The following is a 13,622-nucleotide window of genomic DNA, read 5'->3' as shown; positions in this document are numbered from 1 at the left end:
GTGCATTCGGCCTCCGAAGGAAAACATCCCGCCAGGCACCGCTTTGAGCCGAACGGCCCCCGACGCGGCGTCAACTCTTGACGGCCCCCTCCTGGGCGAGTTGACTCACGCGCCGCCCGCTCATGCGAAGGAGCCGCGATGCCAGGTAACGGTGCACAGCCAGGACAGGGCGCACAGCCAGGACAGCGCGCACAGCGAGGACAGCGAGGACCGTGGGGCCGGCGAAGAGCGTGGAGCCGGCGAAGACAGCCCGGACAGCCGGGACAGGGCGGCCGGCTCGGCTCCGCCGCGGCGTCGCTGATCGCCGGGGCGGTCGTCGCCGCCTTACTGCCCCTGACCGGAGGCGGCGCGGCCGCCGCCGGCAAGGCAGACGGGTCGCTCAAGGCGCGGGTCGTCACGGACGCCGCCGTCTACCCGGTGAAGGAGGGCAGGACCGCCCGGGTCAGGATCTCCGTCGCCACCACCGGCTCCGCGCCCGTCGACGAACCCGTCACCGTCGACTACACCACCGAAGGCGACGGCGGAACCGCCACCTCCGGCGAGGACTACCGGCCCGTGCGGGGCAGCGTGACCTTCCCGGCCGGAACCGACTCCGGCACCTCCCGCACGGTCGAGGTGGTCACCGCCAGGGACGGCGGCGCGGAACCCGCCGAGACCGTCCCGCTGCGGCTCACCGTGTCCGGCGCCAGGGCCCCCGCCGAGACGCCGCGGATCGTCATCGACGCGCACGGGCTGCCGTACCTCGACCCGAAGCTCCCCGTGCGGCAGCGGGTGAAGGACCTGCTCTCCCGCATGTCCCTGGAGGAGAAGGCCGGGCAGATGACCCAGGCCGAGCGCAACGCCCTCACCTCGCAGGGCGACATCGCCGCCTACGGCCTCGGCTCCCTGCTGTCCGGCGGCGGCTCGGTGCCCACCCCCAACACGCCCGACGCCTGGGCGCGGATGGTGGACGCCTTCCAGCTGCGCGCCCAGGCCACCCGCTTCCAGATCCCGCTGGTGTACGGCGTGGACGCGGTCCACGGCCACAACAACCTCGTCGGATCGACGATCATGCCGCACAACATCGGCCTCGGCGCGAGTCGCGACCCGCGGCTGGCCGGGAAGACCGGCGCGGTCACCGCCTCCGAGGTGCGCGCCACCGGCGTCCCCTGGGACTTCGCGCCCTGCCTGTGCGTGTCGCGCGACGAGCGGTGGGGCCGGGCGTACGAGTCGTTCGGCGAGGACCCGGCGCTGGTCACCGCGATGGAGACGGTCATCCAGGGCATGCAGGGCGCGCCGAGCGGCAAGGACCTCGACCGCCGCGACAAGGTGCTGACCACGGCCAAGCACTTCGTCGGCGACGGCGGCACCGAGTTCGGGTCCTCGACCACCGGCAGCTACACCATCGACCAGGGCGTCACCAAGGTCACCCGCGAGGAGCTGGAGAGGATCCACCTCGCGCCCTTCCAGGAGGCCGTGGACCGCGGGGTGGGCACGGTCATGCCCTCGTACTCCTCGCTCGACATCCTCGGCGACGGGCAGGCACCGCTCAAGATGCACGCCGACGGGGCGATGATCGACGGCGTGCTGAAGGACCGGATGGGCTTCGAGGGCTTCGTCATCAGCGACTGGCAGGCCATCGACCAGATCCCGGGCGACTACCCCAGCGACGTGCGCACCTCGGTGAACGCCGGCGTCGACATGATCATGGTGCCCACCGCGTACGCGACCTTCCACACCACGCTCGTCGACGAGGTGAAGGCCGGCCGGATCAGCCGGGCCCGGATCGACGACGCGGTCTCCCGCATCCTGACGGCCAAGTTCCGGCTGGGCCTCTTCGAGAAGCCGTACGCGGATCGGTCGAACCTGGACCGGATCGGCTCGGCGGGGCATCGCGCCGTCGCCCGAGAGGCGGCCGCGAAGTCGCAGGTGCTGTTGAAGAACGACGGCGGGGTGCTGCCCCTGAAGACCTCCCAGAAGGTGTACGTCGCCGGGTCGAACGCCGACGACCTCGGCAACCAGACCGGCGGCTGGACCATCACCTGGCAGGGCTCATCGGGCCGGAACACCCAGGGCACCACGATCCTGGAGGGCATGAGGAAGGCGCAGTCGCGGGCCGGGGGCGCCGCCATCACCTACTCCAAGGACGCCTCCGCCCCGACGGACGGATACGACGCCGGGGTCGTGGTCGTCGGCGAGACCCCGTACGCGGAGGGGGTGGGAGATGTCGGCAACGGCCATGACCTGCGGCTGTCCGAGGCCGACCAGGCCGCGGTGGACAGGGTGTGCGGCGCCATGAAGTGCGCGGTGCTGATCGTCTCCGGCCGCCCGCAGATCCTCGGCGACCGGCTCGGTGACATCGACGCCCTCGTCGCGTCCTGGCTGCCCGGCACGGAGGGCGACGGCGTCGCGGACGTCCTCTACGGCAAGCGGGCCTTCACCGGGCAACTGCCGGTGACCTGGCCCAGGTCCGAGGCGCAGCTGCCGATCAACGTGGGCGACGCGGCGTACGACCCGCAGTACCCGTACGGGTGGGGGCTGACGACCTCGACCCGCGCGCTGCGCGCGGACGGTGCGACCCGCGCGCCCCGTGCGGACGGCGCCGAGCGACTGAAGGAGCTGGCGGCCGAGGCCGAAGCCGCCCGGAAGGAGGGGCGCGCGGACTTTGCGAAGGGGCGTGCGATCGTGACGGCCGCGCGGCTGATGGTCCAGGACCGGGTCGGCCAGAAGATCACCCCGACGGTCGCGAAACCCTTCGCCGAGGCGGACCATCTGCTGCTCGGCGGCGATGCGGCCGGGGCGGTGAGGAAGCTGACCGAGGCCTATCGGGCGGCGGGGTAGGGCCCAGGGCGGTCATAGGGGGCGGCGGTCATAGGGGTGGGGCGTACGCCTGATCGCGTACGCCCCGCCCCGCTGTCGCCTCCGGGCCCGGCCCGGGGGCCCCGGTCAGCCCTGCGCCGCCGTGAACCGCTCCGCGCTCCAGGTCCCGTCGAGCGGGGGGGCCAGCCACCCGGGGGCGGCGGCGCGGAAGTCGGCGGGCGGGAGGGCCGCGGCGCCCTGGGGGATGGCGCCCAGCAGCGGGGCGCCCGCCGCCCCGGGCAGTTCCGCGACATTGCACCGGTCCGCGAGGTCCGGGGCCGTGGGCCAGCTGCCGATGACGACGCCGGGGCAGTCCAGGCCCCTGGCGCGCAGCGCCTCCGCCGTCAGGGTGGTCGTGTTGAGCGTCCCCAGCCCGGCCTGGACGACGACCAGCACGGGCGCGCCCAGCAGCCGGGCCGCGTCGGCGAGTGTGCCGCCCTCCTCGTCGAAGCGCACCAGCAGCCCGCCCGCGCCCTCGACGAGCACCAGGTCGTGCCCGGCGGCCAGCTTCTCCGCCGCCTCGGCCACCTCGTACGGGCGCACCGGGGCGCGGCCGGCCCGCCTGGCGGCCGTGGCCGGGCCCAACGCGTCCGGGTAGCGGGCGAGTTCGGCCTGGGTGACCGCCCCCGCCAGCCGGGCCACCTCCGCCGCGTCCCCCGGCTCGTCCGCCCGGACCCCGGTCTGCGCGGGCTTGAGCACCGCCACGGACCGGCCGGCGGCCAGCGCGGTGGCGGCGACGGCCGCGGTGGTGACGGTCTTGCCGATCTCCGTGCCGGTGCCGCTGATCATGAGTACGGGCATGTGGTCGCGCCTTTCGGTGTCGTGTGGGTACGAGTGGGCGGGGGCGGACCCGGGGTCAGCCCGCCCGCGCGGCCGCGTGGAGGGCCGCGCAGATGCGGGCCAGGTCGTCGTCGCCCGTGATGTACGGCGGCATCGTGTACAGCAGGTCGCGGAACGGCCGCAGCCAGACGCCCTCCCGTACCGCCGCGCGGGTCGTCGCCGCCATGCCCGCCTCGTCGAGGGGGTGGTCGAGCTGGACGACGCCGATGGCGCCGAGGACCCGGACGTCGCGGACGCCGGGCAGCGCGGCCGTGGCGGCCAGCCCCTCCCGCAGCCCCGTCTCGATGCGCTTGACCTCCTGCCGCCAGTCGTGGCCGAGCAGCAGGTCGATCGAGGCGAGCGCGACGGCGGTCGCCAGCGGGTTGCCCATGAACGTCGGGCCGTGGGCGAGCACCGGCAGCTCGCCGCGCGAGATGCCGTCCGCCACGCGGGTCGTGCAGAGCGTGGCGGCGAGCGTGAGATAGCCGCCGGTGAGCGCCTTGCCCAGGCACATCACATCGGGGCTGACGCCCGCGTGTCCGGCCGCGAAGAGCTCGCCCGTGCGGCCGAAGCCGGTGGCGATCTCGTCGAAGACCAGCAGCACGTCGTGTTCGTCGCACGCCTCCCGCAGCACCCGCAGCAGGGCGGGGGAGTGGAAGCGCATCCCGCCCGCGCCCTGCACCACCGGTTCGACGATGACCGCGGCCAGCTCGTGGGCGTGCCGGGCGACGAGGTCGCGCAGATGTGCCTCGTACGCGGGGTCCGGCGGGGCGTCGAAGCCGGGCGGGGGCGCGTCCGCGAAGACCTGACGGGGCAGCAGCCCGGACCACAGGTGGTGCATTCCGCCGTCCGGGTCGCACACCGCCATCGGCTGGAAGGTGTCGCCGTGGTAGCCGCCGCGCCAGGTGAGCAGCCGCCGCTTGTCGGGGCGGCCGAGGGAGCGCCAGTACTGCAGGCACATCTTGACCGCGACCTCGACCGAGACCGAGCCGGAGTCGGCGAGGAAGACGTGCTGGAGCGGCTCGGGGGTGAGCTCCACGAGTCGGGCGGCCAGCCGTACGGCGGGCTCGTGGGTGAGCCCGCCGAACATCACATGGCTCATCCGGTCGAGCTGGCCGCGCGCAGCCTCGTTGAGCACGGGGTGGTTGTAGCCGTGGACGGCGGACCACCACGACGACATCCCGTCGATCAACTCGCTTCTGCCCTCGGCCGGTTCGGCCAGCCGCAGCCGTACCCCGGCGGCGGATTCCACGATCAGCGGGTCCTGGCGGCCGGGCATCGGCCCGTACGGATGCCAGACGTGCCGCCGGTCGAGGGCCAGCAGCTCGCCGGGGGTCAGCGGCTCAGGCATTGGGCGGCAGGTCCGTGCCCGCGCCACGGCGGCGCACGGAGACCAGGTCGGTGCGGGCCCCGGCGGCCGGTGTGGCGGCCGGGACGGCGGCGGGCGCGGCCTCCGCCGGCACCGTCGCGGGCACTGTCTCGGATGTCTTGGACGTCTCGGGCGTCTCGGGCGTCTCGGGCGTCTCGGGCGTCGCGGCGTCGCCGCACGGCGCGCAGCCGCCGCCCGCCGAGCCGCAGCCCGCCGCCGCCTCGCCGTGTCCACCGCAGGCCGCCCCGACCGCCGCGAGCGCGTCGGCGCGGTGCGCGGGCAGCGTCGTGGTGTCCGTGCCCTCGACCTCGAAGCCCGCGTCGGCGATCATCGCGAGGTCGTCCTTGCCGGCCTGGCCCTCGGTGGTCAGATAGTCGCCAAGGAAGATCGAGTTGGCCAGGTGCAGCGCGAGCGGCTGCAGCGAGCGCAGATGGATCTCGCGCCCGCCCGCGAGCCGCACCTCGACGTCGGGGCAGACGAACCGCACCATCGCCAGGATCCGCAGGCAGCGCTGCGGGGTGAGGTGCCACTTCTCGGCGAGCGGGGTGCCCTCGATGGGGATGAGGAAGTTGACGGGAACGGAGTCCGGGTCCAGCTCGCGGAGCGAGAAGACCACGTCGACCAGGTCCTCGTCCGTCTCGCCCATGCCCGCGATCAGCCCGGAGCAGGCGGACATGCCCGCCGCCTGCGCCTGCCGGACGGTCGTCACCCGGTCGGCGTAGGTGTGGGTGGTGGTGATGTCCCCGTACGTGGCCTCCGAGGTGTTGAGATTGTGGTTGTACGCGTCGGCGCCCGCGTCCCGCAGCCGCGTCGCCTGCCCGTCCGAGAGCAGGCCGAGACAGGCGCACACCTCGACGTCCTCGTGCTGTTCCTTGATCGCCTGAATGGTCCGGGAGACCCGCTCCACGTCGCGGTCGGTCGGCCCGCGCCCGCTGGCGACCAGACAGACCCGCTTGGCGCCGCCGGCGACCCCCGCGCCCGCCGCGGCCGCCGCCTCCTCGGGCTTCAGCCAGGTGTACTTGAGGATGCCGGTCTGCGAGCCGAGCCGCTGCGAGCAGTACGAGCAGTCCTCGGGGCACAGACCGGACTTGAGGTTGACCAGATAGTTGAGCTTCACCCGCCGCCCGAACCAGGCGCGGCGCACCTTGCCCGCCGCGGCCACCACGTCGAGCAGGTCGTCGTCGGCGGTCGCCAGCACGGCGAGGGCCTCTTCTCGGGTCGGCGGCTCGCGCCGCAGCCCCTTGTCCACCAGCGTGTTCAGCAGCTCCATGGAGCTGATCCTGCCCTGCCCCGGGGGTCGGGGCAAAGGTAGGGATGGCACAACACCGCGTGTTCCAGGTGTGTGTATTGCCACACCCTGCCCGGGCATGGGCGCCGCTACGTTCTATAGGGACCCGACAGTGGCGGCCGACACGGTCGTACGGACCGGGCCGGCCGCCCGACCGCGTGGCTCAGCTCTCGCTCCGGCGCGCGGCGGCGCCGGAGCGAAGCGCGCCGCCCCGGAGCGCGTCGACGAACGTGCCCCAGGCCGTGGGGGCGAACAACAGCGCGGGGCCCGCCGTGTTCTTGGAGTCGCGCACGGCGAGCAGGCCGGGCGGAAGTGCGGCCGTCTCGACGCAGTTGTTCATTCCGGTGCTGTAGCTGCTGCGCCGCCAATGCGCGTCACGCAGTGCCGAATCGCAGGGTAGGGACCAGGACGTTGTGGACATGGTGCCCCTCTCAGGCGCCGCCCCCGATTTTTGTGATGAAGGTCAATGTTTCCCGGACGGACAGGGCCTTGGTCCGCAGCGTGTCGAACGCGGCACTGTACGCCCGGAGGTCTTCTTTCCGCTCCAGGTAGAGGCTACTCGTCAAGTGGTCGAGAACGACAACGTCTAGATCAGTAATGTGCGAAAAAGAAAAAATAATGAAAGGACCGGTGATGCCAATGGGCATTCCGGCCGAGAACGGCAACACCTGCAGCCGCACCTGCGGCAGCGCCGCCACCTCGGCCAGATGGCGCAGCTGAGCCGCCATCACCCCCGGGCCGCCGACCTCCCGCCGCAGCACCGCCTCGTCCAGCACCGCGTGCAGCCGCAGCGGCCGCGCCCCGCGCAGCACCGACTGGCGCGCGATCCGCACCTCCACCAACGTGTCCACCTGCGGCGGCGGTAGATCCGGCAGCGCCGCCCGGGTCACCGCCCGCGCGTAGTCCGGGGTCTGCAGCAGGCCCGGCACCACCGTGGTCTCCAGCGTGGAGGCGGCCGAGGCCTCCGACTCCAGGCTGATGAAGTCCCGGTAGGCGGGCGGCAGCAGATCGCGGTAGGCGTACCACCAGCCGCGCCGCGACCCCTCCGGATCCGAGGCGCCCCCGCCGCACAGCGCCTCCAGCAGCGCGCGCAGCTCCGGGTCGGCGACCTCGTACACGTCCAGCAGCCGCGCCACATCGGACGGTCTCGCACCGCTGCGCCCGGTCTCCAGCCGGCTCACCTTCGACTGGTGCCAGCCCACCCGGCGCGCGGCCTCACCGCTGGTGAGTCCGGCGAGGTCGCGCAGGCGGCGGAGTTCCGCGCCGAGCTTGCGGCGGCGCACCGCAGGGCCGTACCGCATGACTTCCCCTTTCGGCTTTCTCCGAATTCCCGGTCGCCAGTGTGCCGCGCAAATCCGGTCTTCCGTAGCAGAGTTCACCGTTTCGAGCGACAGATATATGCATAACTTGGTGGATCGCACCCGTTGCACCGCCCATCGATGGCACTCTGACGCTAGAGCCGCCGGGGCTGCCCACGACTTCACTGGCTTGGCAATACCACTCACACGCGTCCGCAGCCGCGCCCCGGAGGGAAGGGACAGGGTCGCCATGGCTGACCACCAGGAAGCATCCGTCACTCTGCCGAGCGCGCCGGTCTCGGTGACCACGGCGCGAAGATATGTGACGAGCGTGCTGGCCGAATGGGGTCTGCCGACGGACGCGGAGACCGTCGGCATCGTACGGCTCGTCGTCTCCGAGCTCGCCACCAACGCGGTGCAGCACACGATGGGCCAGTCGCCCACCTTCACGGTGGACGTGCGGCTGGAGCGGGAGGAGCGGCTGCGGATCGGCGTCACCGACAGCCACCCCCGATGGCCCAAGCGGCTGCCCGCCGCCCCCCATCAGGACAACGGCCGGGGACTGCTGATCATCAGATCGCTGGCCGCGGAGTCGGGCGGCGAGGTGTCCGTCATCCCGACGCCCGAGGGTGGGAAGACGGTGTGGATCGCGCTGCCCTGGACCGTCCCCGTGGGGTGAGGCTCCGCCCGATCAGCCGGGGCAGCAGCCCCCACAGCCCGCAGCACACCGCGAAGGTGCCCGACGCGGCGGCGATCCCCGGACCCCGCCCCAGCACCACGTCCACGACCAGCAGCACCGACCCGGTGAAGGCCAGCGCCAGGACGCCGAGCCCGATGCTCGCCAGCCGGGAGGACACATCGACGATCCTGCGCTTGGCGCCCTGGCGGAACAGCGCCCGGTGGATGGCGGCCGGAGCGGTGAAGAGCGAGGCCGCGACCACCGCGAGCAGGAGCGTGGCGATGTAGGTGCCGCGCTGCACGCTGTCCAGGGACCCGAACCGCTGGGTGAACGCCAGCGTCAGCAGGAAGGCGAACAGGATCTGCACCCCGGTCTGGGTGACCCGCAGCTCCTGCAGCAGCTCGGCGAAATTGCGGTCGTCACGCTCGAGCGGGGTCTCGCGGCGGGCCGGCTTTCCACCCTCGTCGTTCATGTCCATTCGGGTTACCGGAACGGCCCGAGATACGCGCAGGTCACAGCACGCGTTCGACCGACCCGCCGGCGTCGCGGGCCTCGGCCAGCGCCCGGATGCGCCCGAACACCGGCCCGGCCGCCGGGCTGATCAGATAGTGCGGCATGTCGCCGCGTTCGATCACCCCGTACGGACTGGTGCCCATCAGATACGAGGAGTAGAGGATCAGCCCGTCGGGCCGCCGGACGTCGACGGCCAGCGCGGAGAACCCCGGGAACGCGTCCGTCTGGTACACCCGCAGCCCCTCCGCCTCGGCCCCGTAGCGCTCCTTGAACCGGCCGAACCGCTCCAGCGAGTCCTTGATCTTCCTCGCCATGTCCTCCTGGTACTGCCGCGCCAGCGTGGCCGCCGCGTCCGAGGACGGGTCCAGCAGGAAGCAGCGGTAGATGCCGCCCCGGCGCAGCAGCCCGAGGACCGCGTCGCGGTAGCGGGCCGGCCGCTCGCTGGTGACCAGCCGGCTGGACGAGCTGCGCAGCGCCGTCCCCATGTCGAGGACCTCCTCGCACGCCGCGTCCAGCAGCCGCGCCTTCTCCTCGGAGCTCGGCCGCTCGGGGTAGGCGTGGACCGCGGTGCCCCCGGCCAGCCCGCGACTCGCCAGCCAGGCCTTGGCCGCCGCCTGCGGACCGCCGCCCCCCGCCGCCGGACCGTCCCCCGCCATCAGATAGACGCGCTTGCCCTCATGGGTCCCCACCGGCGCGAACAACTCCGCGTACGGGCCCGCGGTGCGGTGGACGTCCTCCGAGATCGCCAGGCAGTCCCGGGGCGTCGCCTTCTCCAGATGCGCGGCCAGATTGATGTCGGGGGAGTGGATGGTGCCGGTCCGCCCCTCCCCGCTGTGCCGGATCGTCCCCTTGTGCACGGCCATGCGCAGATGCAGCTCGCCGCGCACCCCCGCCCGCGCGAACTCGTCCCGCAGATGCCTCAGGTCCAGGGTGAGGAAGGTCCTGGCCGCCTCCAGCGCCACATCCCGGGCCACGCTCTCGCTGTCGTCGTGCACGGCGAGGAAACCGCCGTCGCCCCGCCAGCTCCACACCCCGCTGCGGGCGCACCGGCGCTCCTCCGCGACCTGCGCGATCCGCGCGCGCATCCGCTCGCGCAGCAGGTCGAAGGCGTGCGCCGCGCGGTCCGCCGGGTTCGACAGGACGATCGTCGAATACCCGGCCGTGTCGATGAAGACCAGGTACACATGGTCATAGGTCCGGTCCGCCTGGAACTGCTCGGTCACCACAAGCCCCCTCCTGCCGCCGACACCGGCTCACGCTACGCGCGTCTCCCCGGGGCTCGTAGGGGTCCGTCACATCGGTTCCACCAAGCCGCGCTCCACGGCGCTGCGCTCGACGCAGAACTCATTGCCCTCGGGATCCGTCATGACGACCCAGCCGAGCCCGTCCTCGGTGCGCCGGTCGTCGATCACCCGCGCGCCCAGCGAGAGCAGCCGCTCCACCTCGGCGTCCCGCGTGCCCGAGGGCGGCTGGATGTCGAGGTGGAGACGGTTCTTGCCGGTCTTGGCCTCCGGCACCCGCTGGAACAGCAGGCCCGGAGCCGCCGCCCGGCCCGACGAGATCACCACCTCGTCGTCGCCGGGCTCGCTGTCCTCCAGCGCGTAACCGGTCACGGCGTGCCAGAAGCGCGCCAGGGCGTAGGGGTCATGGGCGTCGAAGGTGATGTTCCGGACGGGGTTCGGATACGACATGTCGTCCTCGCGAGGTGGTCCCTGACGGCGGTGGCGGCCGTCCCGACCTTGCCAACGTACCGGCGGCCACCGACAGTCGGGCCTCCCCACGCCCGTCCGGCGCGCGTCCCACGCGCGTCGCACGCGCGGACGGAGCCTCAGCGCACCTGCCCGTACCAGACCTTCTTGGTCCAGATGCGCTCCAGCCGCACCACCGTCCCCGGCTTGGGCGCGTGCCAGATCCGGCCCCGCCCCGCGTAAAGACCCACGTGGTAGACGCTGCGCCCGGAGTGGAAGAACACCAGGTCGCCGCCGCGGCGGGAGGTGGTCTTGATGTGGCGGGTGCGGTTGTACTGCGCGGCCGCGGTGCGCGGCAGCGGCTTCCCGGCCCGTTTGTACGCGTACTGGCTCAGGCCCGAGCAGTCGAAGCGGTTCGGGCCGGCGGCCCCGTACACATACGGGGCTCCCTTCTTCGAGGCGGCGACCTGGAGCGCCTTCGCGGCGGCGGAGGCCGCCTCGGCCTGCTGCGGTATTCCCGGCCCCGCCACGGGGCCGCCGACCGCCGCGACGGTCAGGGCCGAGACGGCACCGGCCCGGGATACCACTGTGGGGACTCGAATGTGCGCAGCCATCGCGCACCCCCTTCGTCAGCCGGGGCCCACCGGGCCGGGCCCGGCCAGGCGCCCGGCACGGCGGGTCCTGTCGTCCTGGGAATGCTGCCGCAGGCGGGCGGGGATTCCGAGCCAGGACACGCCGTGGTGTCATCCCTCGCGACGAGGCCGTCCGGGTGAACGCCCCCGGCCGGGACGGGCCGCGCCGGGGGCCCGGGGGCTTCGTCCCGCCTCGCTCCCGGCGGGTACGGAACGAGAACGCCGTGCGCGCCGCGCGCAAGCCGGGCCGGTGGGCGGGCCGGGGCCGGAATGCGGCCGAACGGGTGAACCCGGCACGGGGCGCGCGCCGCCTCTGGTGCGGCACCCCGCCGCCCCGGCGGCGCCGGGGCCGGGCTCAGGGTGAGTCGACCGGGGGAAGGGTGACGCGCTCGGTGCGCCGCTCCCCGTCCAGCACCCGCAGGGCCCGGGCCAGGGTCGCGGTGTGCAGCCGGCTCTCACCGCGCTCGTGCATCAGCGCCAGCGCGTCCCGCAGGGCGGTGGCCTTCCCCACCAGGGCCTGCGCGGCCCGCAGCCCTCCGTACGTGTCGCTGCCGCGGGCCGGGTTGATCCGGCCGAGCAGGTCGACCACGTCCAGATAGCCGTCCAGCAACGCGCCCTCCGCGCGGGTGAGCGCGGGCAGCGGGGGCAGTTCGGGAGGCAGCACGGCCGGTCACCTCGCGCCGCTCGACGCCCGCGGCCCCTTGCGGCTGAGGGTGAGCCGGTCCACGAGCCCGTACGCCACCGCGCCCTCGGCGTCGAAGATCTTGTCGCGTTCGATGTCGGCGCGGATCCGCTCGGCGGGCTGCCCGGTGTGGCGCACCAGCATCTCTTCCAGCAGGTCGCGGGTGCGCAGCATCTCCTCGGCCTGGAGCTGCAGGTCGGAGGTGGTGCCCTGAATGGGCTCGCTGAATGACGGCTGGTGGATGAGCAGCCGCGCGCCGGGCAGCGCGAAGCGCTTGCCCGGGGTCCCGGCGGCGAGCAGCACGGCGGCCGCGGAGGCGGCCTGGCCCAGGCAGACCGTCTCGATGTCGCAGTTCACGAAGCGCATCGTGTCGTAGATCGCGGTCATGGCGGAGAACGAGCCGCCGGGCGAGTTGATGTACAGCGAGATGTCCTGGTCCGGCCCGGCGTGCTCGAGGTGGACGAGCTGCGCGATCACGTCGTTGGCCGAGGTGTCGTCGATCGGGGTGCCGAGGAAGACGATGCGCTCGGACAGGAGCTTCGAGTACGGGTCCATGGTGCGGACCCCGGAGCTCGTGCGCTCGGTGAACTCGGGCAGGACGTAGCGCGCGGTCGGGCGTTCCATCGCGTCTCACCTCTCGGCGTCAGTGGCTGTCGGGCGGCGTCCGGACAGAAGGCGTCCTGGCGGCTCGTCCGTAAAAAATGTACAGGACGTACATCTCGTTAAGATGGGGAGCATGGCCTACGAGATTCCGGTGACGCAAGCCCGAGCAGAGCTCGCGGAGCTCATCAACCGCGTCGTCTACGGCGGCGAGCGCGTGGTGGTGACCCGGCACGGGAAGCCGCTCGTGGCCCTGGTTTCCGCCGACGACCTGCGGAGACTGGAGGAGCTCGAGCAGGCCGCGGCGGGTGCGGAAGAACAGCGGGTGATCAGCACGGTCTCGGCAGTGCGCCCGGCGGCGTCCGCTCCGGGTGAACGGCGGCGGTTCGGCATCGCGGCGGAGCACCGCGGGGACATCGCGGCGGAACATCGCGGCCCGGGCGCCGGCGGACGGCGCCCGGGCCGCGAGGGGTGACCGGGGGAGGGGCCTCACCACCCGCCGGGGCGGACGGCGGGCCGGAGATATGGTTGCAGCGGGCGCAAGGCGCACGGTCGGCGCCTGGGGCCGAGAACGCTGAATCGGAGTGCACTGTTATGGGCGTGAATCCGACACCCTCGCACCGCCGGTCCCGCGAGGCCGCTCACATGGCCTGCGAGGTGATCGAACTGCTCGAGGTCCTGTGGGAGCGGGGGCGCGACGCCGTCTCGTCCTCTCCCGTGTCGGCTTCGCAGCTACGGGTGTTGTACAGCCTCGACCGTGAGGGCGGCATCAACCTCCGTACCCTCGGCGAGCTTTTGGGGTCGGCCCCTTCGTCGGTGAGCAGGCTGTGCGACCGGCTGCAGGCACTCGGCTTCGTGGAGCGCGCGCCCAGCCCGGTCAGCCGCCGGGAGCTGGAGATCCGGCTCACCACCCACGGCAAGGCGTATCTGCTCGAGCTGCGGGCCCGGCGGGAGGAGGCCCTGCTGGCCGCCATAGCGACCATGACCCCGACCGCGCGCAAGGCGCTGCTGGAGGGGCTGAAGGGATTCCGGGACGCGGTGGAGGAGACCGCCACCGTCCGGCGCCGGGACCCGACGGACAGCGCGGTGCGGCTGGCCTGAGCTCCCCGTCTCGTGCCGGCGCGAGCGCCCCCTCGCCCGATCCGCCACGGTCCACCCCTCATGTGTCACAGGCCGCCATGTGCCACAGGCCGCCCCTTCGGGGGGGCGCGCCGGA

At 73.1% G+C, this 13,622-nt stretch carries 15 protein-coding genes; 4 read left to right on the top strand and 11 right to left on the bottom strand.

The features are described from left to right. Nucleotides 1-138: 138 nt before the first annotated feature. Complete coding sequence (locus ABFY07_RS13090) at nucleotides 139-2,820, top strand: glycoside hydrolase family 3 N-terminal domain-containing protein (RefSeq protein ID WP_346174657.1); 2,682 nt, start codon at nucleotides 139-141, stop codon at nucleotides 2,818-2,820. A gap of 105 nt (nucleotides 2,821-2,925) precedes the next feature. On the opposite strand, the gene bioD is transcribed toward ABFY07_RS13090, so the two are convergent. From bioD to ABFY07_RS13065, 5 genes are all read right to left on the bottom strand, one after another. Beyond that, nucleotides 2,926-3,639, bottom strand: a complete 714-nt coding sequence (gene bioD / locus ABFY07_RS13085) for a dethiobiotin synthase (protein ID WP_346174656.1) — start codon at nucleotides 3,637-3,639, stop codon at nucleotides 2,926-2,928. A 55-nt stretch (nucleotides 3,640-3,694) separates the two neighbouring features. Continuing rightward, nucleotides 3,695-5,008 (bottom strand): adenosylmethionine--8-amino-7-oxononanoate transaminase, encoded by a 1,314-nt coding sequence (locus ABFY07_RS13080; protein ID WP_346174655.1) that lies wholly within the window; start codon nucleotides 5,006-5,008, stop codon nucleotides 3,695-3,697. Continuing rightward, nucleotides 5,001-6,296: a biotin synthase BioB gene (gene bioB / locus ABFY07_RS13075; protein WP_346174654.1), complete on the bottom strand. Its 1,296-nt coding sequence runs from the start codon at nucleotides 6,294-6,296 to the stop codon at nucleotides 5,001-5,003. Before bioB ends, ABFY07_RS13080 begins: the two co-directional genes overlap by 8 nt. A gap of 181 nt (nucleotides 6,297-6,477) precedes the next feature. Then, a complete protein-coding gene (locus ABFY07_RS13070; RefSeq protein ID WP_346174653.1) occupies nucleotides 6,478-6,735 on the bottom strand; it encodes a DUF397 domain-containing protein in 258 nt (85 codons plus the stop codon). A gap of 10 nt (nucleotides 6,736-6,745) precedes the next feature. Further along, entirely contained in the window at nucleotides 6,746-7,615 is an 870-nt protein-coding gene (locus tag ABFY07_RS13065) for a helix-turn-helix domain-containing protein (RefSeq protein WP_346174652.1), read from the bottom strand. A gap of 247 nt (nucleotides 7,616-7,862) precedes the next feature. On the opposite strand from ABFY07_RS13065, the gene ABFY07_RS13060 reads away from it, so the two are divergent. Next, the gene (locus ABFY07_RS13060) at nucleotides 7,863-8,291 is read left to right on the top strand and encodes an ATP-binding protein (protein WP_346174651.1); all 429 of its coding nucleotides are present in this window, start codon (nucleotides 7,863-7,865) and stop codon (nucleotides 8,289-8,291) included. On the opposite strand, the gene ABFY07_RS13055 is transcribed toward ABFY07_RS13060, so the two are convergent. From ABFY07_RS13055 to ABFY07_RS13030, 6 genes are all read right to left on the bottom strand, one after another. Continuing rightward, nucleotides 8,224-8,763 carry a DUF6328 family protein gene (locus ABFY07_RS13055; RefSeq protein WP_346174650.1) on the bottom strand — a complete coding sequence of 180 codons (540 nt, stop codon included), beginning with the start codon at nucleotides 8,761-8,763 and terminating at the stop codon, nucleotides 8,224-8,226. The genes ABFY07_RS13060 and ABFY07_RS13055 overlap by 68 nt on opposite strands. A gap of 40 nt (nucleotides 8,764-8,803) precedes the next feature. Further along, nucleotides 8,804-10,027 (bottom strand): nucleotidyl cyclase domain-containing protein, encoded by a 1,224-nt coding sequence (locus tag ABFY07_RS13050; RefSeq protein WP_346174649.1) that lies wholly within the window; start codon nucleotides 10,025-10,027, stop codon nucleotides 8,804-8,806. Between the two features lie 69 nt (nucleotides 10,028-10,096). Continuing rightward, on the bottom strand, nucleotides 10,097-10,495 hold the full coding sequence (locus tag ABFY07_RS13045) for a VOC family protein (RefSeq protein WP_346174648.1): 399 nt from the start codon (nucleotides 10,493-10,495) through the stop codon (nucleotides 10,097-10,099). Nucleotides 10,496-10,632: 137 nt separating this feature from the next. Next, on the bottom strand, nucleotides 10,633-11,106 hold the full coding sequence (locus tag ABFY07_RS13040; RefSeq protein ID WP_346174647.1) for a C40 family peptidase: 474 nt from the start codon (nucleotides 11,104-11,106) through the stop codon (nucleotides 10,633-10,635). Nucleotides 11,107-11,479: 373 nt separating this feature from the next. Continuing rightward, the gene (locus tag ABFY07_RS13035; protein ID WP_346174646.1) at nucleotides 11,480-11,788 is read right to left on the bottom strand and encodes a hypothetical protein; all 309 of its coding nucleotides are present in this window, start codon (nucleotides 11,786-11,788) and stop codon (nucleotides 11,480-11,482) included. A 6-nt stretch (nucleotides 11,789-11,794) separates the two neighbouring features. Next, a complete protein-coding gene (locus ABFY07_RS13030; protein WP_346174645.1) occupies nucleotides 11,795-12,430 on the bottom strand; it encodes an ATP-dependent Clp protease proteolytic subunit in 636 nt (211 codons plus the stop codon). Between the two features lie 112 nt (nucleotides 12,431-12,542). Between ABFY07_RS13030 and ABFY07_RS13025 the strand changes: the two genes are divergently transcribed. Beyond that, complete coding sequence (locus ABFY07_RS13025; protein ID WP_346174644.1) at nucleotides 12,543-12,881, top strand: type II toxin-antitoxin system Phd/YefM family antitoxin; 339 nt, start codon at nucleotides 12,543-12,545, stop codon at nucleotides 12,879-12,881. 119 nt (nucleotides 12,882-13,000) lie between these two features. After that, nucleotides 13,001-13,507, top strand: coding sequence for a MarR family winged helix-turn-helix transcriptional regulator (locus tag ABFY07_RS13020; protein WP_346174643.1), 507 nt, complete (start codon nucleotides 13,001-13,003; stop codon nucleotides 13,505-13,507). The last annotated feature ends 115 nt before the right edge of the window (nucleotides 13,508-13,622 follow it).

Origin of the sequence: Streptomyces sparsogenes subsp. cuspidosporus, from assembly GCF_039532705.1 — a bacterium.
Lineage (GTDB): Bacteria > Actinomycetota > Actinomycetes > Streptomycetales > Streptomycetaceae > Streptomyces > Streptomyces sparsogenes.
The sequence above is the reverse complement of the archived record's forward strand: the minus strand, read 5'-3'. Positions and strand labels throughout refer to the sequence as shown.